The organism is Xanthomonas sp. LMC-A-07, assembly GCF_030208825.1.
Classification (GTDB): Bacteria; Pseudomonadota; Gammaproteobacteria; order Xanthomonadales; family Xanthomonadaceae; genus Xanthomonas; species Xanthomonas campestris.
Genome location: NZ_JARVTF010000002.1, coordinates 28,976 through 48,859 on the forward strand (window position 1 = coordinate 28,976; position 19,884 = coordinate 48,859).

General features: G+C 67.1%; 18 protein-coding genes. 4 read left to right on the forward strand and 14 right to left on the reverse strand.

Annotation, left to right across the window (positions count from 1 at the left end):
* Positions 1-57 precede the first annotated feature (57 nt).
* The 5 genes from QRM89_RS01225 to QRM89_RS01245 all read right to left on the reverse strand — a co-directional run bounded on the left by QRM89_RS01225 (position 58) and on the right by QRM89_RS01245 (position 6,215).
* Entirely contained in the window at positions 58-1,023 is a 966-nt protein-coding gene (locus QRM89_RS01225) for a glycosidase-like protein (RefSeq protein WP_285447102.1), read from the reverse strand.
* Complete coding sequence (locus QRM89_RS01230; protein ID WP_285447148.1) at positions 1,005-2,252, reverse strand: hypothetical protein; 1,248 nt, start codon at positions 2,250-2,252, stop codon at positions 1,005-1,007. The genes QRM89_RS01225 and QRM89_RS01230 overlap by 19 nt, the downstream gene beginning before the upstream one ends.
* Before the next feature lie 49 nt (positions 2,253-2,301).
* Positions 2,302-4,209, reverse strand: coding sequence for a glycosyltransferase family 2 protein (locus tag QRM89_RS01235; RefSeq protein ID WP_019237949.1), 1,908 nt, complete (start codon positions 4,207-4,209; stop codon positions 2,302-2,304).
* A 13-nt stretch (positions 4,210-4,222) separates the two neighbouring features.
* A complete protein-coding gene (locus QRM89_RS01240) occupies positions 4,223-5,245 on the reverse strand; it encodes a hypothetical protein (protein WP_283267756.1) in 1,023 nt (340 codons plus the stop codon).
* A 130-nt stretch (positions 5,246-5,375) separates the two neighbouring features.
* The gene (locus tag QRM89_RS01245; RefSeq protein WP_115539626.1) at positions 5,376-6,215 is read right to left on the reverse strand and encodes a glycosyltransferase family 2 protein; all 840 of its coding nucleotides are present in this window, start codon (positions 6,213-6,215) and stop codon (positions 5,376-5,378) included.
* A 364-nt stretch (positions 6,216-6,579) separates the two neighbouring features.
* Here QRM89_RS01245 and QRM89_RS01250 point away from each other — a divergent pair, with 364 nt between their 5' ends.
* The 4 genes from QRM89_RS01250 to QRM89_RS01265 all read left to right on the forward strand — a co-directional run bounded on the left by QRM89_RS01250 (position 6,580) and on the right by QRM89_RS01265 (position 11,533).
* The gene (locus QRM89_RS01250) at positions 6,580-7,737 is read left to right on the forward strand and encodes a phosphotransferase (RefSeq protein WP_285447103.1); all 1,158 of its coding nucleotides are present in this window, start codon (positions 6,580-6,582) and stop codon (positions 7,735-7,737) included.
* A gap of 31 nt (positions 7,738-7,768) precedes the next feature.
* Positions 7,769-9,937, forward strand: a complete 2,169-nt coding sequence (locus tag QRM89_RS01255) for a TonB-dependent receptor (protein WP_285447104.1) — start codon at positions 7,769-7,771, stop codon at positions 9,935-9,937.
* A 188-nt stretch (positions 9,938-10,125) separates the two neighbouring features.
* On the forward strand, positions 10,126-10,701 hold the full coding sequence (gene pnuC / locus QRM89_RS01260) for a nicotinamide riboside transporter PnuC (RefSeq protein WP_285447149.1): 576 nt from the start codon (positions 10,126-10,128) through the stop codon (positions 10,699-10,701).
* Between the two features lie 103 nt (positions 10,702-10,804).
* Complete coding sequence (locus tag QRM89_RS01265) at positions 10,805-11,533, forward strand: UTRA domain-containing protein (RefSeq protein ID WP_115000248.1); 729 nt, start codon at positions 10,805-10,807, stop codon at positions 11,531-11,533.
* 278 nt (positions 11,534-11,811) lie between these two features.
* Here the strand turns inward: QRM89_RS01265 and QRM89_RS01270 are convergent, their stop codons facing one another.
* The 9 genes from QRM89_RS01270 to QRM89_RS01310 are packed head-to-tail and all read right to left on the reverse strand — an operon-like array spanning position 11,812 to position 19,817.
* Positions 11,812-12,651, reverse strand: a complete 840-nt coding sequence (locus tag QRM89_RS01270) for a glycosyltransferase (protein ID WP_285447105.1) — start codon at positions 12,649-12,651, stop codon at positions 11,812-11,814.
* Positions 12,648-14,984, reverse strand: coding sequence for a type II secretion system secretin GspD (gspD, locus tag QRM89_RS01275; protein WP_285447106.1), 2,337 nt, complete (start codon positions 14,982-14,984; stop codon positions 12,648-12,650). Before gspD ends, QRM89_RS01270 begins: the two co-directional genes overlap by 4 nt.
* Positions 14,981-15,766, reverse strand: coding sequence for a type II secretion system protein XpsN (xpsN, locus tag QRM89_RS01280; RefSeq protein WP_011035909.1), 786 nt, complete (start codon positions 15,764-15,766; stop codon positions 14,981-14,983). Before xpsN ends, gspD begins: the two co-directional genes overlap by 4 nt.
* Entirely contained in the window at positions 15,756-16,397 is a 642-nt protein-coding gene (gspM, locus tag QRM89_RS01285; protein ID WP_011035908.1) for a type II secretion system protein GspM, read from the reverse strand. Before gspM ends, xpsN begins: the two co-directional genes overlap by 11 nt.
* Positions 16,381-17,502 carry a PilN domain-containing protein gene (locus tag QRM89_RS01290; protein WP_115000240.1) on the reverse strand — a complete coding sequence of 374 codons (1,122 nt, stop codon included), beginning with the start codon at positions 17,500-17,502 and terminating at the stop codon, positions 16,381-16,383. Before QRM89_RS01290 ends, gspM begins: the two co-directional genes overlap by 17 nt.
* Positions 17,499-18,350 (reverse strand): type II secretion system protein GspK, encoded by an 852-nt coding sequence (locus QRM89_RS01295; RefSeq protein ID WP_011035906.1) that lies wholly within the window; start codon positions 18,348-18,350, stop codon positions 17,499-17,501. Before QRM89_RS01295 ends, QRM89_RS01290 begins: the two co-directional genes overlap by 4 nt.
* The gene (locus QRM89_RS01300) at positions 18,347-18,985 is read right to left on the reverse strand and encodes a type II secretion system protein J (protein WP_285447107.1); all 639 of its coding nucleotides are present in this window, start codon (positions 18,983-18,985) and stop codon (positions 18,347-18,349) included. The genes QRM89_RS01295 and QRM89_RS01300 overlap by 4 nt, the downstream gene beginning before the upstream one ends.
* Complete coding sequence (locus QRM89_RS01305) at positions 18,982-19,398, reverse strand: prepilin-type N-terminal cleavage/methylation domain-containing protein (protein WP_070691818.1); 417 nt, start codon at positions 19,396-19,398, stop codon at positions 18,982-18,984. Before QRM89_RS01305 ends, QRM89_RS01300 begins: the two co-directional genes overlap by 4 nt.
* The gene (locus QRM89_RS01310; protein WP_161960957.1) at positions 19,395-19,817 is read right to left on the reverse strand and encodes a GspH/FimT family pseudopilin; all 423 of its coding nucleotides are present in this window, start codon (positions 19,815-19,817) and stop codon (positions 19,395-19,397) included. The genes QRM89_RS01305 and QRM89_RS01310 overlap by 4 nt, the downstream gene beginning before the upstream one ends.
* Positions 19,818-19,884 lie beyond the last annotated feature (67 nt).

Here is a 19,884-nt window from a genome sequence, read left to right on the forward strand (position 1 = left end):
GATTCCGAACACCGGTCGCTCTCGCTGGCCACCGCGCACTCGTTTCGATAGCGGCGCTCAGTCCGCCAGCACCTGTTGCGCCGGCTTGCTTTGCACGGTGAAGTCGCTATCCCCGGGACCGCCGGCCTTGGGGTCGGTGTACCAGCACCATAGCGCGATGCCTTCCACGCCATGCGCCTGCAACACCGCACGCCACTGTTGCAGCACCTGCAGTTGCAGTTTTGTATCGACCGCCGCGGTGCGCTGTTCCGGGCTCTCCCACGGCGCCGCCAGGCTGCCGCGTGCCGAACGCAGCCCCAGCTCGGCCACCCACACCGGCTTACCGACGCGCTTGCCCAGGTCCTGCAGGCGCTGCGCGGCGGCCTCCATCTCCGGCCGCCGCTTGGCCGCCGCTTCAGACAGACGCGGATACAGACTGGTGCCCACCGCATCGAACAGCGACCAGTAACGGAACGTCTCCGCATGCTCCATGCCGTCGGCCACGTACAGCAGCTTGCCACCATAGACCGCACGCACGGCCGCCACCAAGGCCGGCCATTGCGGTGCGTCCTGCAATTGGCGCAGCTCGGTGCCGATCACCAGCGCCTCGGCGTGCTCGTCTTCGGCAAGCTGCGCCAGCGGCAGCAGCGCGCGCTGGTAGGCGGCAAACCATGCTGCCTGATCGGCCGGCGCAGCATCGCCGGCCCAATGCCCCGGAATCCACAGATGCACCTTGAGCGTGGGCTGCAGCCCGGCCGCGTGGCTTTGCCGCAACGCTGCGCGCATCGCGGCCAGGCTGCTGTCGCTGCCCAGCACCGGGTCGTTGGACTGCGGCGCTGCCTGCCACACGAAGGCCACCAACAAGGCCTTGCTCGCACCGGTGTCGGCGAGCGCATTCAACGATTGCGCTGCCGCGTCGCTTTGCCACGGCGCGTTGGCCGACACCTTGACGTTGGCGCCCATCCAGGTCGGCACGGCCTGGCATCCAGTGGCGAACACGCACAACCCCATCAATAACGTTGCGTTTAGAAAGCGCTTGAACATGCTGCAGAAACCTGATTCGACGAAAGCGCCTTCTGCTGAGTGCAGGTTGTAGGGCTTGAGGTTGTAGTGTTCTCGGCAGCCATCGGCGCCAGCGCAGACGCACCTCCAGCCAGCACCGCAGCGCCGGCTTCGGGCTGGGCAGCATGCGCTGCCACAGCAGACTGCCCGTCCGTCATCGGCAGCGCCGCGATCGCGGTCACCACGATCGGCTCGCCCTGCGCCTGTGCCTGTTCAGCCGATGGCGCCTGCATCCAGCGGCCCCAGCCCTGCGGCTGCACCCACGCCGCACCAAGCACGCCCAACAGCAGCAGGCCGGCGGCCTGGCCACGTTGATCGGCACGCAGCGCGCGCAGCAACAATGCGGCCGGCACCCACAGCAGCAGCAAGGCATCGAAGCCGGCCCAGCCGAACGCGAACGACAGCGCCGCCGCGCAGATCACCGTGCCCGCACTGGCGAGCACGCCGCGCGCCAACACGCCGCTGCGGCTGCGCATCACCAACGCCAGCAGTGGGAAACACGCCACGGCCGCCACACCCCAACGCAGCGCCGGCAGCCAACCGTCGGCATGCGCCTGCAGCGGCAACGGCAGCGGGTGCGCACCGGCGGCGATGCTGGACAACGTCGGCCACGGCGCATTGAACATGGTCAGATTGATGTAGGCCCACATGCCGACCAGGAACACGAACGGTAGGTAGCACACCAGATAAAACGATCCCGGCGCCTTGCGCAGCATCTGCGGCGGAATCACCAGCAGCAGCCAGGGCGCGACCATCGTCGACAGCGCCAGGGTCTGCAGATCCAGGCACAACAGGATGCACAGCCAGCCGGCAATACGCAGGTAAGTGAAGGCTTCCACCGGCGCCTGCAGGCGGCGTAGCGTGCGGCACAACCCGTAGAACGCAAGCAGGCCAACCGCCTGGCTGCCACCGGCGGCAATCGGCAGCAGGAATAGCGGGTTGCAGCCCACCAGCAAGGTCAATCCGCTGGCCCAGCCGCGCCCGAACACGCCGGCCAGATCGCGCCACAGCAACGACAGGAACAGCGCATTGGCGGCCACCGCCACGAACGGCCACACCTGGAACGGCAGGTTCCAGCGGTGCGCAGCGACATCGATCAGCCAGGTCAGCAAGCCGGTCGCCGGCAACCCCACCGTGGGCGCCACCGCAGGTGCCGCGCTGCCCAGCGACTGCACCAGCAACGGCTGGCTCAGCAGCGACAACGCCACCACCGCCACCAGGAACGCCGGCAGCCCGCTGTCGCGGCGCGCGGCGCCCGGCTCACTCTTCGAGTGCGGCGCGGCGCTCTTGTTCGGAATGCTTGCTGATGCCATGCGTGGTCTTCTCCCAATAGAACGGATTGCGGATCAACTGCCACAGACCCTTGTAGGCCGCGATCGACTGCAGCAACCAATAGAACGGCACCGTCAGCGCATACGGCGCGAGCTTGAAGTAGTCGCGCTTGAACGCGGCCACCAGCGTGATGTAGATGAAAAACCCATTGGCGAGCAGCAGATTGATCAGCGAGACCGCGGCCAGCCACGGCGGGAAGATGCGGTCGAACGCCGAGGTCCCGGTCAGCAGCCACGCCGCGTACAGCACCCACAGCACCGGCACGCCCAGCGCGGTGAAAAAGCCGCCGCCGATGAAGAACTGAAAGCCCCAGAACCCCTTGAACCCGGTGCTGCGGTACAGATGAACCGGGTCGCGCATGTGCACCAGCCAGGTCTGCATGTAGCCCTTGAGCCAGCGCGAACGCTGCCGGATCCAGTTGGGGATGCTGACGTTGGCTTCTTCGAACGTGGTGGAATTGACCACGTTGACGCGGTAGCCGTTCTGGATCAGCCGCACGCCCAGGTCGGCGTCTTCGGTGACGTTGTACGGATCCCACGCGCGCACCTGGCGCAACACGTCCAGCCGGAAGTGATTGGAGGTGCCACCCAGCGGAATCGGAATGCGCAGGTATTCCAGCGCCGGCAGGTAGAAGTCGAACCAGAGCGTGTACTCCAGCGTGAACATCCGCGTCAGCCAGTTTTCGTCGGCGTTGTAGTAGTTCAAGCGCGCCTGGATGCACACCACGTCTTTTTCCGCCTTGCGGAACGCAGCCACCACGCGCTTGAGCTGATCCGGCTCGGGCTTGTCTTCGGCGTCGTAGATGGTGAGCAGTTCGCCGCGCGCAAAATGCAGAGCGTAGTTGCAGGCCTTGGGCTTGGTCTTGGGCTGCGACGGCGGCACCCGGATGATTTCGAAGAACGCTTCCAGGCCGAGTTTCTTGGCCGCTTCGATGGTGTCGAAATCGTCGGCTTCCAGCACCAGTTTCACGTCGAGCTTGCTGATCGGGTAATCCAGCTTGCGCAGCGCGTTGGCCAGGATCGGCAGGACTTCCGGCTCCTTGTACATCGGCACCAGCACGGTATAGACCGGCAGATCGTCATCGCGCAGCGCAGCCACTTCGTCTTCGGTGACCTTGATGTCGATGCGGTGGCGCGAGCCGAACCACACCAGCAGCAACTTCAGGCCGAAGGTTGCGAGAAAGCCCAGCGCCACCAGCACATTGATGGTGATCAGCGTGATGATGGGGAACGCCGCGATCGCCGCCACCAGCACCGCGGCAATCGCCCACAAGGTGAACTTCTGCCCGCGGGTGACCACCTGGCGTGCGGAATACGTAGGCGCGTGTGCGGCCAGCAGGTTCAGCGCATTGTCGGTGAGCTGCTCGTCGGCGTAGCGCTGCAGGCTCCAGATGATGTCGAACTTGGCAGTGCCGACGAAGCGCACTTGCGCCCCGTAATGCTCGCGCGCCCAGGCGAACAGCGCCGGGTCCGGGTCGGCCACGGCCAGCACCAGCACACCGTCCTCGCGCCGCCACGGCAGGATCAGGCGCTGCGCATACACATCCAGGTCGGTGGCGGTGAGCAGCTCGGGGTCCGGCGGCTGTTGCACCAGGTCGACAAACTGCAGCCCGAAGTGCGCGGCCACGATGGCGTAGAACCGCTGCGCCGGCACGCCGCGCTGGGCCAGGATCACATCGCCCAGGCGCGAATTCCAGCGTTGCTGCAAGGCAAGCGCGGCGCGCAGTTGCTCGTCGGTGATGACGCCGGCAGACACCAGCGAACGCCCCAACAAGCCGCGTTCGCGGCCGATATCCGGCGCCCGTCCCAGCGCGTCCATTTCGCAGGTGACCGTCATTGTCGGCCCTACCCTAGAACCGCCACCAGGCGGCCACGAATGGCCCGCCGGCAGCACCGGTATTGCGGCCCATCACTGGCTGCTGGTAGCCCACCTGCCACTGGCTACCGCCGGGGGCGGTATACAGCGTGGACAGCTGCAGCTTGGTGAGGTCGTAGTTGGTGCCGGTGGCAACGTAGCCGGTGTCGCCCGGCCCGCTGATCACGGTTGCATCGTTACGGCCATTGCCCAGGCCCTGGATCACGTTGAGCTCGCCCAGCAGCAACCAGCTCGGGGTCAGGCTCAGGCCGGTGGAGGCATCCACGCGCACTTCGTCCGAGGCCGCGCTGCCGCGCAGGCGCACTGCGCCGCCCAGATCCACGTAGCCGTTGTGTCCGCCCAGCGTGTAACCACGGCCGCGGCTGTAGCGCAGCTCCAGGCCGTAGTCACCCAGGCCCAGCGCCGGATCGCGCGCCGGATTGTTGGGCTGATAGGTCTTGCTGCGGCCATACGCAGGAATGCTGACCAACGCCTGCACCGAGCTGCGCCAGACATCGTCCTGCGCGCTGGGCAGCGCGTAACGCAGCCCGATTTCCTGGTCGGCGAAGCCGGTGGTGCTGCGCCGAGCGCGGCCGGGCGCGCCGTTGACCAGCTCGTCGTTGTTGAAGCCGACTTCGGTGAAATAGAAATTGCCGATCACGCTGAGCTGATCGGTCAGACCATGCTCGACGTAAACATTGAGCTGGTCCTGGCGGCTGCGACCGCTGTTGTCGAAATCGCCACGGTGATGGGCGTCATCGAACCAGCCGGTGCCATCGCTATGCAGCGCCTTGACTATCACCAGGGTGTCGCCTTGCGGCTGGGTCCAGGCGCCGGCCATGGCGGTGTCGGGCAGCGCGGCGATCAGGCAACCCGCTGCAAGCAACGACATGGCCGCCCGCTGGATGGGACGCCGTTGGGGCTGGCTGCACGCTGGCGCCCGCTCAACCGAGCCGGACAGTGAAGGGGTGGCACATGACTGACGTACCCGCGAGCGCGGGTCGTTCTGTAGGGACATTGCAGATTTCCTGGTGGGGGACCCGGAAGGGACAGGAAGCAATCGACTTTGATCACATTTCTAAGAGAAACGTATCACAGTTCCAGACACTATCGCATCACGGATTTATCACAAATTTAACGCGGCGAACTCAGCGTTGGCGTAGCAGCCGGGGCATCTGTGCCGCCGCATGGGTCCAGATCGCCGCCCAGACCCCAAGCCGCACCAGCAGCCCGCGTTGCGCGGACTCAAACTTGCAAAAATACCGCCACAGACCGCGGTGCTTGTGCCATTCCACAAAAAACGGGCGTGAACGGCTGGAGACCCCACGCACGTGCACCACCTGCAGGTCATTGGCCACCGCCACCAGTGCGCCGGCCTGGCGCGCACGCCGGCACAGGTCCAGGTCCTCGGCATGCAGGCGGTAGCCGCCGTCCCAGCCATCCAGGCGGTCGAACAGGCTGCGCTGCATCAACATCAGGGCACCGGAGATGGCGTCCACCGATTGCAGCGCCAGCGCCGGGTCCACAGGCACGGCCAGCTGGGCGGCGGCGCGCGGCGCACGCAGCATGGCGGCAAAGTCCGGGTCACGCCGGCGTACCGCGGCGTCGGGCTGGCCGTGTTCGTCCACCTGCTCCACCCCCAGCAACACCGCGGCATGGCCGCCAGCGCGCTCGCACAGCCGGCGCAGCGTGTCATGTTCGACCATCAGGTCGGGGTTGATGAAGACCAGCCACGGCGCCTGCGAGTCGCGTGCGCCCTGGTTGCAGGCGGTGGCGAAGCCGGGGTTGTCCGGGTTGGCGATGAACTGCACGCGCGGATCGGCCAGGGCATGCCGCTGCACCACATCCAGGGTGTCGTCGCTGGAGGCGTTGTCGACCACGCGGATCTCGCTGACGCCCTCGGCCGCGCGCAGCCGCGCCAGGCACGCGTCGATCGTGCTGCTGCTCTGGTAGGTGACAACGACGGCGGCGATCGAGAGGGAAGTCATCCGGCGATTATCCCGTGCCGCGCGCCCGCAGCGCCATCGCCGCAGCGGCCGGGTGCATGGCGGTCGGCAAACGCAGGGGGCATACTGCGCGCCCGGAACCGCCATGCGGTCTTCCGTGGACGCCGCCCTGCGGCGCACCTCCCACTTTTCAGCTTCGAGATGACGGCCAGCGACCCCACGGTTTCGCGCTGCCCTTTCACTCCCTGCGTCGCGGCCGCCTGATGGCGCCTGCGCTGCAACGACGGCCTGGCAGCGCCGTCTTGGATCTTGCCGGCATGCACGCCGGGCCCCGACGATCGGCCCCACCCTCCTGGTCTATACCAACCCCGCACGCAAAACCGCGCGCGGTTGCCGGCGGGCAGCCATGAACGGACCGCATCACGTCCATGGCATGGGCCTGGAACTGGCCTTGCCGGATTGGCCGGTGCTGCGCGCCGACGAGATCCACCATGTGCTGCAGCGGTTCGCAGGCAGCGTCGGCACTGAAGCCGTGCGCTGGCATAGCGCGCGCCCGTTCTCTGCGGCGGCGTGCGTGGACACGGCGGCCGGCATGGTCATCGTCAAACGGCATCACCACAGGGTGCGCACGGTGGAGACGCTGCGGCAGGAGCATGCCTTCATGGCGCATCTGCGCTGGGCTGGCGCGCCGGTGGTCGAAGTCCTGCACGACGCACAAGGCCGCACTGCGCTGGCCGAGGCGGAGTGGGTCTACGAAGTGCAACGCGTGGGCCGCGGCCAGGACGTGTATCGCGACGCCTTGTCGTGGACGCCGTTCTGCAACGTTGTGCATGCGTTCGCGGCCGGCGCCGCGCTGGCACGCCTGCATATGTGCGCGCAGGGATTTGACGCGCCACCGCGCCAGACCAGTGTGCTGGTGGCCAATCTGGCGTTGTTCACCCAGGAGGACCCGCTCCACGCCTTGGAACAGGCGCTGGCATCGCGTCCCGCGTTGGCGGCCGATCTACGTCATCGGCCATGGCGCGCCGACATCGCCACCCACCTGCTGCCCTGGCATGCGCAGGCCTGGCCGTTGCTCACGGCGCCGGGTGCGCTGCCCCCGTTGTGGACGCACGGCGACTGGCACGCCTCCAATCTGTTGTGGGACACCGACGCGGGCCACACGGAGGTCAGCGCGGTGTTCGACTTTGGCCTGTGCGATCGCAGTTTCGCGTTGTTCGATCTGGCCACGGCGATCGAACGCAATCTGATTCCATGGCTGAACCTGGACACCGCGCAGCGCGCCGAGCCGCAGCTGGAACAGCTCGACGCCTTGCTGGACGGCTACGCGCAGCACTGCCCGCTGGATGCGGCGCAACTGCGCCTGCTCGCGGCGTTGCTGCCGATCGTGCATGCCGATTTTGCGCTCAGCGAGATCGGCTACTTCGCCGGCATCACCCGTTCGGCCGACAACGCCGACATCGCCTATCACCGTTATCTGCTCGGCCACGCGGACTGGTTTGCCAGCCCCGAGGGTCGGCGCCTGCGCGAGCATCTGCACGCGCGTGCGCGCCGGCTGCGCTGAGCGTCTTTCACCCTTTCTTCGAGTCTTGCGCATGTACGCACCCTGCCCTTCCTTGCTGTCTCGTCGTCCGCTCGCCTTGGCGCTGGCGCTGTGCATCACCACGCCTGCGCTGGCCCAGCAACAACCGGACGGTGCGGCCGTCCAACTGGATGCGGTCAACGTGCGTGGTGAGCGCGCCGATGCCGCCACCACGCTGAGCGGCTTTGGTACTACGTCGCTGCTGGATGCGCCGGCATCGATTGCGGTGATCGAGCGCCAGCAACTGCTCGACCGCCAGGCGCGCGTGCTCAGCGAGGTATTGCGCGCCGATGCCTCGGCCGGAGATGCGTATGCGCCGATCGGTTATTACGAAAACTTCGTGCTGCGCGGCTACTCGCTCAACGCCGCCAACAGCTACCGCATCAACGGGCTGAGCGCGGTGGGTGAGCAATCGATCGCGCTGGAGAACAAGCAACAGGTGCAGATCCTCAAGGGACTGGCCGGGCTGCAATCCGGGGTCAACGAACCGGCGGGGCTGATCGACTACCGCACCAAGCGCCCCGAACATGTGCGTAGCGTGACCCTGGGGACCGACGAACAAGGCTCGCGCTACATCGCGGCCGATCTGGGCGACTGGTTCGATGCCGATCGCACGCTGGGCGTGCGCGTGAATGCCGCGCGCGAAGATTTCCGCAGCTATGTCGACCATGCCGATGGCTACCGCAATTTTCTGTCGCTGGCCGGCGACTGGAAACCCACCGCGCAATCGCTGCTGCAGCTGGATGTGGAATACCAGCATCGGCAGCAGCGCTCGGTACCCGGGTATCAGCTGCTGGGCGGCACGCAGGTGCCGCGCAACATCGACGTGCATCGCCTGCTCGGGTATCAGCCGTGGTCGCGGCCGGTGGAGATGGATTCGCTCAACGCGCAGCTGCGCTATGCCTACCAGTTCAACGAGGTGTGGCGCGCCAGTGTGGAAGCGTCGCGCAGCCGCTCAACCATCAACGATTTCTCCGCGTTTGCCTGGGGCTGCTATGGCGCGGCCAGCTGCGCGGACATCGCCACGCCCAATTTTTTCAGTGCGCAGGGCGAATACGACGTTTACGACTACCGCAGCCCGGACGACACCCGCGTGCACGACCAGCTGCGCGCCAGCCTGGACGGCCGCGTGACCACCGGCGCGCTGGACCATCAGCTGAGCATCGGTGCCGATTGGTTGCGCCGGACCATCGACCGCTACGGGTCGGTCAATGAGTTCGTCGGCAGCGGCAGCATCGATCGCGACCCGGAGGTCTTCGCGCAGACCGATGTCGCGCTGGACCCGAAACAGCGCCGCCTGGACAGCCGCCAGCGCGCCGTAGTGCTGGCCGACCGGATCGGCCTGGGCGCGCAATGGGAATTGGCGCTCGGTGCCCGCTACGTGCGCCTGGACGAGCGCGCCTTCGACCGCGATGGCGTGCTGGAACGCCGCACCCGCAAGGACGCGTTGCTGCCGCAGGCGGCACTGCTGTTCAAACCGCAGCAGCAGGTCACCGTGTATGCGAGCTACGCCAAGAGCCTGGCTGCCGGTGGCACCGCACCGTGGTTCGCCGACAACGCCGATGAAATCCTGCCGCCGACCAATGCCTATCAGCTGGAAACCGGCGCGAAATGGCAGCTGCAGGGCGTGCGCCTGGGCGCCGCCGTCTTCGATATCCGCCAGGCCTATCAGTTCACCCAGCCGCAGGCCGACGGTGGCCTGCTGTACGTGCAGCAGGGGCGGCTGCACAACCGTGGCCTGGAGCTGTCTGCCGATGGCGCGGCGACCGAGCAACTGCATCTGTTTGCCAGCGTGGCGGCGATTCGCGCGCGTGCCGAAGACACCGGCATCGCCGCCTACGAAGGCCACCAGGCCATCAATGTGCCCAAGCTGCGCGCCAGCGTGCAGGCCGACTACCGCGTGCCCGGCATCGACGGCCTGGCACTACTGGCGGGCGTGCAATACAGCGGCCGCAAGTTTGCCGACCGCCTCGGCGGCGCCAGCGTTCCGGCCTATGCGGTGGCCAACCTGGGCACGCGTTACGCCACCACGCTGGGCGGGCTGGCCACCACCTGGCGCTTGAACGTGGATAACGTGTTCGACAAACGCTACTGGCGCGATGCGGGCGAATACCAGGGCGATGCCTATCTCTTCCCCGGCGCACCGCGCACCGCCCGGCTGACCGTGCAGGTGGATTTCTAACCCGCAATCGCTGCGCTGCGCCGTGTGTAGCGGCGCAGCGCATGAACCTGCAGCGCGTCTGCAGGCTCAGCGATCACGTGCAGCGCCATGACGGCACCCGCACCACCGTGCACGTGCAGCTGATCGGCAGCAAACACACAGCGTCCTGCATACCGTCCACCCACATCGCATTTCCCCTCCAGGCCACCATGTCCTTGCTCGAATCCATCGCCGTTGTAATCAACCTGCTCGGCGTCTGGCTCACGGCGCGGCGCATTCGCTGGTGCTGGCCGGTGGGCATCGTGGCCGTGGCGCTCTACGCCTGGCTGTTCTACCAATGGAAGCTGTATTCGGACATGTTGCTGCAGGGCGTGTACGTGCTGACGCAGTTATATGGGTGGTGGCAGTGGCAGCGCGGCACTGTACTGGAGACGCGCATCCGCCCGCTGCCAATGCCGCAACGTGAGCTGTGGCTGTCATTGGGTCTTGGCGCCGGCTTCGCTGCCGCGTTGGGCGCCTACATGCACCACCGCACCGATGCTGCGTTGCCGTGGCTGGACGCGGCGCTCGCCAGCTTCAGCCTGGTGGCCAGCGTGTGGGCCGCGCGCAGGCGCATCGCCAACTGGATGCTGTGGATCGTGCTGGATTGCGTGTATGTGGGCGTGTTCGTCAGCAAGGCGCTGTACCCCACCGCCCTGCTCTACGCCGGCTTCGTGGGCCTTGCCGTGTATGGCTGGCACAGCTGGAACACCCAACGGCAGCGCACCCCGGTTAACGCGCAGTGACCTGATACAGGTTTGCGGCCGCATTCTTCATTACCATCGGTGCACTCGTCTTTTCGGTCATCTCCCCGCACATGCTGTGTGTCACCCGTCGGCGGATTGCCGCATGAACGTCTCCCGCCAGTCCACCATCACCGATGCCATCAGCGCGCAGATCGCTGCGGGCGAATGGGGCCCGGACCAGCGCCTGCCGGTGGAGCGCGCGTTGGCCGAGCGTTTCGGCTGCACGCGCATCACCCTGCGTGAAGCCCTGCAGCAACTCGAAGCCGAAGGCCGCATCTACCGCGAGAATCGGCGTGGCTGGTTCGTCAGCGCACCGCGCGTGCGCTACGACCCCACCAGCATCGCCGGTTTCATGCAGTACGTGGCCGCGCAAGGGCGCAAACCACGCACCGAGCTGCTGAGCGCCACCCTGCAGCCAGCCGGCGCGGTGTATGCCGCCGCGCTGCGCCTGCACCGCCTGCAAGAGCCGGTGTTCGTGCTGCAGCGGCGGCGCTGGATCGATCGCCGTGCGGTGCTGCTGGAAACCAACGTGGTGCTCGCCGCCTGGGCACCCGGGCTGCTCGCCCATGATCTGGCCGGCTCACTGTCGAGCGTGTTCAACCAGAAACTGGGCCTGTTCCTGAGCCGCAGCCAGTTGTCGATGCATCCGGCCGGCCTGGATGCGGCGCAGGCAATCCTGCTGCAGTCCACCACCGGCACGCCGTGCTTTCGGCTGCAGCGGGTGAGCTTCGCCGAAGACGGCAGCGCGGTGGAACTGGATATCGAATCCTGGCGCCACGATGCGCTGGATGTGGTGGTGCGGACCGAGGCGCCGACGCATTCGGCGCTGTAGCGCCGGGAATCGGGAATCGGGAATCGGGGATCGGGGATCGGGGATCGATGATGAGCATTGCGCGCTGTGCTCTTCGTTGCGTTCGCGAGCCTCAACGCGGCGGACAATGCGTCGCGAACGTTTGAGGGTGCAGCACGCTAGAAAAGCGGTTTATCGCGTATTGAATGGCCGCTGCGCTGCGCCTGTCTCGCCACTGCAAAGACGTTCTTGTCAGTGGCTTTTATGCATTCGGTCGCGACTCCCGCCCTGCACACCGGGCAGACTCGGTCGCGATCGAGCTACGCGTCGAACAAGGTGCGCTGCGGGTCCGGCGGCGGCAGGTCGGCCAGCAGGTGCGTCAGCTGCTCGCGGTGCGCACGCAGCGGATCGTGCATCAGGAAGTTGGCCAGGCGCGCATGCCAGGCGGGCCATCGCGTGGCCAGTGCGTCCATGTCGCCATCGGCCGGGCGGCCTTCGTGCGGGGAAGCCACGAACGCGGTGTCGCACAGCACGTTGCGCCAACCCAACCCGGCCATGCGCAGGCTCAGATCGGTCAGCGCGGCGTACCACGAGCCATAACTGCTGGCATCCAGCCCGCCGGCCTTGCGACGTGCGCTGCCGCGCAATAGTACTGCATGGCCGGCGGCCGACGGCAATTCCGGATGCAGCGGCGGCATCGCCGCGCAGGCGGCGGCCAGGCGTTCGGGTGCTTCCGGCAGTGGATTGATCTCGCCCAACCGTGGCCAGGCACAGGCCTCGCCGGCATTGCTCCACGGGGTGGCGGTGGCAATCGCGGCATCGCGCGCAAAACAGGCCTGCAGTTGCCGCAGCCAGCCCGGCAATGGGCGCGCATCGATGCCGAGCACCACCACGTCGGCCTCGCCACAGGCGGCGAGCATTTCATCCAGATGCGCCACCTCGCCCAGCATGCGCTGGCGGCGAGTGTGGTGCGCCTGCAGCTGCGTGCGCGCCAGCCAGTGTTCGATCACTGCGCGCCCGCGTGGGCCGGCCTGCGCGTCGTCGGCCAGCCACACCCGCGTGCCTGCAGGCGTGGCGGCATCCAAAGCACCAAGACACGCATCCAGCGCCTCGTCGTCGGTGCCGACTGGCACCAGTACGACAGGCAACGCCGCACTCATTGCGGCTTCTGGCTGGGTTTCAGCGGCTCCATCACCTTGAACTTCTGACCGTATTCGTCGGTGAGATTGCGCGCTTCCTGCGGGTTGCGCACGATCGATGGAGTGATCAGCACGATGACTTCGCGGCGGGTGTTGCTCTTTCCCTTGGTACCAAAAAGCGCACCAACAACTGGCAATTTACTGAGGAACGGCACGCCATCGCTGGTGTCGGTGGTCGTGTCATCGATCAGACCCGCAAGCATGATGGTGTCGCCGCTCTGCACAGCAGCTTCGGTTTTGACGCGGCGTGTATTGATATCGACGTTACAAGCGGCCGCATTGACCGTTGCAGTTGCCGACGTACATGCCGCCGGCCGATCACCCGGGCTGCTGACTTCCTGGACGATATCCAAGAAGACCATGCCGTCCTTGGTGACGCGTGGGCGCACCTTGAGGATCACACCGGTGTCGATGTACTGCACCGAGGAAAAGCTGCTGTCGCTACCAAGCCCCGTATTGATCGAGGTGGAATTGATGGCGATCCGCGAGCCGACATTCAGTGTCGCCTCGGCGTTGTTGCGAACAAACACCGATGGCGTCTGCAGCAGCCGTACATTCGTAACTCGATCTAATGCCGTGATGATGGCAGCAGCATTTTTACCAAGAAACGTCCAACCCAAACCATTGCTAGTAACGCTTCCAGCGATGTCACCCCAGATATTGCGACCCGCCGCATTAGCGAGACCCGCACCAACGCCAATACCAGTGGCATTTGTTAGAGCAGTCGCTGGATCACGCGATGCATTAACTGCGTTCTCAAAGTACCAATTGACGCCGTAACTAAGATCACCAGTCAAATTCACCTCAGCCACCTGCGCTTCGATATGCACCTGCATCGGCATCACATCGAGCTTTTCGATGACGTCGCGGATCGAGCTCCACGATTGCGGGGTGGCGCGCACCAGCAAGGTGTTGGTTTCGGCCACCGCAGAAACACCGACCTTGTCGCCTTCCACTTCCAGCGTGACCGCACCATTGCCGTTGCTGCGCGGCGACAGTTGCAGGCTGCCGTTCCCCAGGCCACCGCTACTGCCACTGCTGCCACCACCGACCCCGCTGCTACCGCCGAAGCTGCCGCCTCCACCGCTGCTGTCGCCGTTTTCGCCAATGCTGCCACCGGTCATGCCGGAGCTGCCGCCCATGCTGCTGTCGCGATTGCCCAGCGCCCCGCCCAGCACGCTGGTTTCCGAGCCCGGTGCCAGCGAGGCGTTGGAATCGCCACCCTGGCCACGCCCGCCGCCGAACACTTCCGACAGGCGATCGGCCAGGTCCTTGGCCTTGATGTATTTCAGCTCATACGAAAACAGGCGCACGCCGCCACCGGCGCTGTCGATGCGGTCCAGCCACTGCTGGATCTGGTCCAGATAGCGCGGCTGCGGAGTGATCACCAGCACCGCGTTGGCGTTTTCCAGCGGCATGAAACGGAACATGCCGGCACTGGGCGTCTTGCTCTGTTCGCCGAAGACCTTTTCCAGATCGGCGCTGACCTTTTCGGCCTTGCCGGACTGGATCGGGAACACGCCCACCGACATGCCCGACAACCAGTCCACGTCGAAGATCTGCACGGTGCGCAGATAGTTTTCCAACTCGGCGCGGGTGCCGCCCAGGGTGATCACGTTGCGCGAGGCATCGGTACCGACGATGGCGTTCGGGCGCGCGTACGGCTCCAGCACCTTCTTCATTTCGCTGGCGGAGATGTACTTCAGCGGCACCACGCGCACCTCGAAGCCGCGCGCGGCCGATGGCGAGGCCGTGCTGGGCGCGACCGTGCCGGCCAGCGCCTGGTCGGCCGGCACGATGTTGTAGCGGCCACCGCTGAACACCATGCGCGCGTTGTTCCAGCCCAGCACCATCTCCAGCAGGTTCAGCGCCTGCGCGGGCGAGACCGGGTTGGGCGTAGCCAGGGTGACGGTGCCCTGCACGCCCGGGGCGATGACGTAGTTCTGCCCCAGCATGTCGCCCAGGATCGCCTTGACCACGGCCTGTACCGATTCGCCTTCGAAGTTGAAGGTGGCACTGCCGCTGCTGGCCATGCCCAGGGTGGGCGATGGGGCCGCGGCGGCGCTCTGGTTGATCATGGTGCCGCTGCCGCGCCGGATCACCGGGGTCGGCTTGGCGCTGGCGTTGCCGTCGGCGCGTTGTTCGGCGGTGGTCTGGGTGGCGCCGGCGGCGCCGACTTGCGGATCCAGGCGCGCGTCGCGGCGCACGTCCGGTGGCGGAGTGGTGGCGCAACCGGCCAGCAGGCCAATCAGCAGGGACACGGGAAACAGGCGCGGCGTCATGCGTTCACTCATTGGGTCTGACCGGGGGTGGAGCCGCCCTGGCGCTGCTGTTGCAGCTGGCGGCGTCGGGCTTCGATACGTTCACGGATGGCGCGCATCTGCTCATCGGAGGGGCGTGGTGCTTCCTGGGCGCCATCGCTGCGCTGCGGCGGCACCGTCGGCGGCGCCTGGCCACCGGGCTGCTGCTGCGGCACCTCGGCTGGCGGCGGCGCGGGTGTTGCAGGTGCCGGCGGAACATTCGGCGGCAACGGCGGCACGGCACCGGGCGCCTGCGGGCGGCCCCCGATGGCGGTTGGCGGCTGCCCGCCCTGGCCGTTGAACACCTGCAGCTCCAGGGTCTGGGTGCCGCCCGGGCCTTCGATGGTTGCACTGCGCGGCTGCAGGGCCAGCAACCGGTATCCCTTCACCGCATCGCCGCCCAGCTGCACCCGTACCGAATCGGCCGGATCCAGCGTCAGCGTGGCCATCTTGAAGGTGGAGGTCAGCAGTACGCCGGTCAGGCGCACCGTGGAGGCGGCGCCGCTGCCGTCGTTGCCGGACAGGAAGAACGGGTGCGGCAGGCGATCTTCGGCAAACGCCGGATGCGCGGCGATCTCGGCGTATTTTTCGAACGGCCCCAGCCGCTCCGGGGCCGGTGCCGGCAACGCCGGCAGGCGCTGCACCAGGGCCGGGTCATCGGGCAGCAATTCCACCCGCTTGCCCAGGCCGGCCACGGCCAGCACGCAGACCAGCAACGCCCAGCCGACCACGGTGGCCAGCAACCAGGTGCGCAGGCCGATCATTTCAAGGCGCATTGCTGGCCTCCCCGGCGGCAGGCGCGGCGCCGGTGTTCACCGGGCCGGCATTGCTGCCCGGCCGCAGGTAGCCGGCCAGTTCGAAGGCGATATCCAGGCCGTTGCCGCTTTCGTTGGGCGAGAGCTGGTAGCGCTGCGCCATCACGTTGAGGTTGTCCACGAACAGCCGCGGCGTGCCGTTTTCCAGGCTGTACAACACCGAGGCCAGTTCCGGCGTGCCGCAGCGCAGGCGCACCTGCACCGCCACGCGGGTGAAGCGCTTGGTTTCCGGCTGCAGCGGCGAGCGGTTGCTGATCGCGCAGCTGCGGTTGCCCGGGCTGGCGTCGACCACGGCACGTTCCAGCCGCTGCACCAGCCCGGCCGAGGCCAGCTCGGCGGAACTCTCCGGCAAGAAGCCGGGGCGGCTTTGCAGCGTCTGCCTGGCCTGCTGCAGGCGCTGGCTGACCTGCGGGGCCTGTTGCAACTGCACGCGTACACGCAATTCGCGTTCGCGCAGCGATTGCAGGTCGTCCTGCACGGCGAGCATCGGCTGGGTGAACCACGGGTGCACCAACACCAGATACGCCACGCCCATCACCAGCAGCAACAGGCCCAAGGCGATCCAGCGATCGCGTTTAACGCTGCGCGGCATCGGCGGCCTCCTTGGCATCGGGACCTGCCAGTTCGGCGGTGATGGTGAAGCGGTCTACGTTGCGGCCGGCATCGCTCTGCAGCACGCCGGTCAGCGACGGCGTGCGCCACAACGGCGAACCTTCCAGACGGCGCACCAGCGAGGAGGCCTCCTTGCTCAAACCGATCAACTGCAATTGCCCGCCCTCGACCGAAAACTTTTCCAGATAGGTGCCGCTGGGCAGGCGGCGGCTCAATTCGTCCCAGATTTCCACCGAGGTCGGACGCGTGGCACGTTGCTCCTGGAAGAACGCTGCGCCCTCCACCAGTTCCAGCAACTGCTGGCGCTCGGCGGCCACCTGGCGCGCGCGCCCGGCGTTGGCCTGCACCTGGGTACGCAGGTCGTCGGCGGCCTGGCGACGGTTGTCCAGCAGCAGCCAGCCGGCCACCGCGAGCAACACCAGTGCGGCCACGGCAAGCAACAGATTCCAGCGCTGCATCGGGTCGCTGCGGCGCAGGCGGCGTGCCGGTGGCAGCAGGTTCACGCCCAACGGCGCGCCGCGCGCATCGGCCACGTCGATCCCGGACAACGCGTTGCTCCAGGCCTCGGGCACGCCGGCCGGGCCGTCGATCATGCGCCGCGGCACCACCACCAGCTCGGCGTCGAGCTGGCCGTCTTCGCGCACGTCGAGCACGCGTGCATCGAAGTACACCTGGTCGGCAGTGAACGGGGTCTGCCGGTCGATCTCGAAGCGCGCCACGTCCTGCAGGCGTGCGGCAGCGGCGGCGGGCAGCCGCAACGGGCGGCGCAGCGCATGGCTGGCCGGCAGCAGCCAATGCTGCGGCAAGCCTTCCAGCGCGGTGGGCAGTAGCGCGTTCACTTCCTGCGGTTGCACCGGCCACGGCAGGCTGGCGACGGTGTCGCTGGTCTGGTCGCGCTGACGCAGCAACTGCAGCGCCTCGCCATCCAGCTGCAATAGCAGCCGTGATTGCGACAGGCCAAGCTGCCACTGCCAGCGCTGCGGCAACCACGCCAGCAACGATTGCTGCCACCAACGCCAGAAGCCGCCCGCGCCGGGCATGGCGCGAACGCCAATGCGTCCCAAGGTATCCCGCCACGCGGTCATTGCACTGCTGCTCCCTCTTCCCAACGCAAAACGGTGTAGGCGGACCCGGGCAGGGCCGACGCACCGGTGCGCACGACCGCACGCAGCACGGCCTCGCGTCCCTGACTCAGGCGTGCCCGGCTCTCGATACTATAAGTGTCTGTCCCACCAAGCGTCGCGTCGCTGCCTGGCAAACCCAGCGGCGCGTCACGCTGCGCCAGCAGTTGCTGCGCATCCAGGCCCATGGCGGTGAGCACCGGGCCGGTGGCAAAGCGCGCTTCCGGGCGCGAACGGCCGCTGTACAAGGTGACATGCGGCAACAGCTTGCGGTACAGCTCTGCGTCCATGCCCAGCACCAGGCGCAATTCGCCCAGTGTTTCAAACGGACCATCCTTGGCGCCATACGGCAGCCCCGCATCGGCGTAGTCGCGGTCTTCCGCACCACCGCCCGGCTGCGTGAGCGTGTCGCCATCGCGCCAATCCACGATCGCGCCAGCCAGGCGCACATCGCGCCCGGCTTCGCCACCGACCGCGCGCACCAGCCCGGCGAGCAGCGTTGGCTCGGCCATGTTCAGATCCACTTTGCCACTCTCATCGATGATGCGGATCTCCACGTTGGCATCGTCCATCTGCCAACGATAGCGGCGCCCGTCCGGACGCCAGCGCGCTTGCGGCTCGCCACTGCTCAAGCGCGACAGCGCGTATTCCATGCCGGCGCGTGCGTATTCCTGCGCCTGGCCGCCGTTGCGCAGCATGGACCCCTGTAGCGCTTCCACACGCGCGGTCAACGCAAACGCGCCGATCATCGCGGTGAGCAAGGCGATCAACCACAACACCAGCACCAGCGCTGCACCGCGCATCGTCCTCATTGCGCCAGCGCTCCACCGCCACCGGACTGCGGCAGCGCCACCACCACCGGCGGCCAGGCCGCGCCGCCGCTGCGGATGTCGATGCGCACCAGCAAAGGCAGGCGATCGTGCCATTCCCATTGCGGCAGCCACCCGCTCAGCGCACCGCTTTGTGGATCGAGCCCGCGGTAGCGAAAGCTCACCTGCTGCACGTCATCGGCCAGCGTTTCAGCCGGCAAGGCGTTGCCTTCTTCGATCTCCTTGCCCGATTGCAACATGGTCAGCGCAATGATGAGCGTGCGCTGCTCGCCATCGCCCACCACCGACACGTCATGCAGATACGGCCCGCCGCGGCCCAGATAATCCGGCACATCGGCGGCAAACCGCATGCGCTGCGGCTCGCCGACGAACAGCATCGGTTGCTGGCTTTGCGTATCGATGCCCATCGCGATCGGCAACGCCGCAGACAACCGGCGACGCAGGAATTCTTCTACCGCGCGCGTGCGTTCGCTGCGTTGCGCAATGGCTTCGCCGCGCTGGCTGATCGCGCTGGCCGAGCGCAACGTGGCAAAGGCCAGCGCCAGCCCGCCGACCAGCAGCATCGTGGCCAGCAGCACTTCGATCAGGGTGAACCCGGCAGCGCGCGGACGCATCACGCGGGGTTGCCCTGTGCGGTGGCCGTCACCAGCCGCAACGTGCGCCATAACAAGCGCTGGTTGGGTTGCTCGCCCCACCGCACCACCAAGGTGAGCTGCAGCAGCGTGGGGGCGCTCGGGTCTACCGGCGCCTGCGCATTGCGACGCGGTTCGTCGTAGGGGCGCACATCCAGCGACCAGCGAAAATGCCCGTCTTCCAGGCTGCCTTGCTGCTGCCCCGGCACCAGCGGTTTTTCCATGCCCTGCACAGCCAGCAACGATTGCGCATGCAAGGTGGCGCGGGTGCTTTCATCGGCCCCACGCACCTGCCGCGCCGCACCGGACAAGGAGCCCAGCAACAGCGTCAGCGCCAAGGCGAGCAACGCAAAGGCCACGATCACTTCGATCAACGAATAGCCGCGCTGATGCTTCATGGCGCTGGCGTCCGCAGCGGGCCGGAACGCACCTCGCCGGTGATCCAGCCCACGTCCACGCGCCAGCGCGCGTCCTTGATGGTCAGGTCGATGCGCCCGCCGGTGGAGGCGCCATCGGCGAAGAACTGGATGGCGCCCTGGTCCTGGCGCGATTGCACCTGCCGCGCGCCGGTGAAGCGCACCTCCAGGGCAGCGGGCAGGTCGCCGTGATGGCCGCCGGGCGCTTCCCAACGCCGCTGCTGGGGGTCGATCAGAAAGCGCTGCGGCGTGCCGGTGGCGATGGCCTGCGTGCGCGTATAGCGCAGTTGCGCGGCGATGGCCTTGCCCGCGCTGCGCAGACGCATGCCGTCGATGCCGCCGGTGAGCGCGGCGGCGGCCAGCACACCGGCCAGCGCGATCAGGGCGATGACCAGCAGCATCTCCAGCAACGAGCTGCCACGCAGCTGCCTGCGCACAACGGGCGCAGCGCGGTGCGGGGACAGCAAC

Excerpts from the sequence above, each read along its gene's own strand:
- QRM89_RS01225 (WP_285447102.1), bottom strand. The coding sequence starts at position 1,023 with ATGTTCAAGCGCTTTCTAAACGCAACGTTATTGATGGGGTTGTGCGTG.
- QRM89_RS01235 (WP_019237949.1), bottom strand. The coding sequence starts at position 4,209 with ATGACGGTCACCTGCGAAATGGACGCGCTGGGACGGGCGCCGGATATC.
- QRM89_RS01240 (WP_283267756.1), bottom strand. The coding sequence starts at position 5,245 with ATGTCCCTACAGAACGACCCGCGCTCGCGGGTACGTCAGTCATGTGCC.
- QRM89_RS01245 (WP_115539626.1), bottom strand. The coding sequence starts at position 6,215 with ATGACTTCCCTCTCGATCGCCGCCGTCGTTGTCACCTACCAGAGCAGC.
- QRM89_RS01250 (WP_285447103.1), top strand. The coding sequence starts at position 6,580 with ATGAACGGACCGCATCACGTCCATGGCATGGGCCTGGAACTGGCCTTG.
- QRM89_RS01255 (WP_285447104.1), top strand. The coding sequence starts at position 7,769 with ATGTACGCACCCTGCCCTTCCTTGCTGTCTCGTCGTCCGCTCGCCTTG.
- pnuC (WP_285447149.1), top strand. The coding sequence starts at position 10,126 with ATGTCCTTGCTCGAATCCATCGCCGTTGTAATCAACCTGCTCGGCGTC.
- QRM89_RS01265 (WP_115000248.1), top strand. The coding sequence starts at position 10,805 with ATGAACGTCTCCCGCCAGTCCACCATCACCGATGCCATCAGCGCGCAG.
- QRM89_RS01270 (WP_285447105.1), bottom strand. The coding sequence starts at position 12,651 with ATGAGTGCGGCGTTGCCTGTCGTACTGGTGCCAGTCGGCACCGACGAC.
- gspD (WP_285447106.1), bottom strand. The coding sequence starts at position 14,984 with ATGAGTGAACGCATGACGCCGCGCCTGTTTCCCGTGTCCCTGCTGATT.
- xpsN (WP_011035909.1), bottom strand. The coding sequence starts at position 15,766 with ATGCGCCTTGAAATGATCGGCCTGCGCACCTGGTTGCTGGCCACCGTG.
- gspM (WP_011035908.1), bottom strand. The coding sequence starts at position 16,397 with ATGCCGCGCAGCGTTAAACGCGATCGCTGGATCGCCTTGGGCCTGTTG.
- QRM89_RS01290 (WP_115000240.1), bottom strand. The coding sequence starts at position 17,502 with ATGACCGCGTGGCGGGATACCTTGGGACGCATTGGCGTTCGCGCCATG.
- QRM89_RS01295 (WP_011035906.1), bottom strand. The coding sequence starts at position 18,350 with ATGAGGACGATGCGCGGTGCAGCGCTGGTGCTGGTGTTGTGGTTGATC.
- QRM89_RS01305 (WP_070691818.1), bottom strand. The coding sequence starts at position 19,398 with ATGAAGCATCAGCGCGGCTATTCGTTGATCGAAGTGATCGTGGCCTTT.
- QRM89_RS01310 (WP_161960957.1), bottom strand. The coding sequence starts at position 19,817 with ATGCTGCTGGTCATCGCCCTGATCGCGCTGGCCGGTGTGCTGGCCGCC.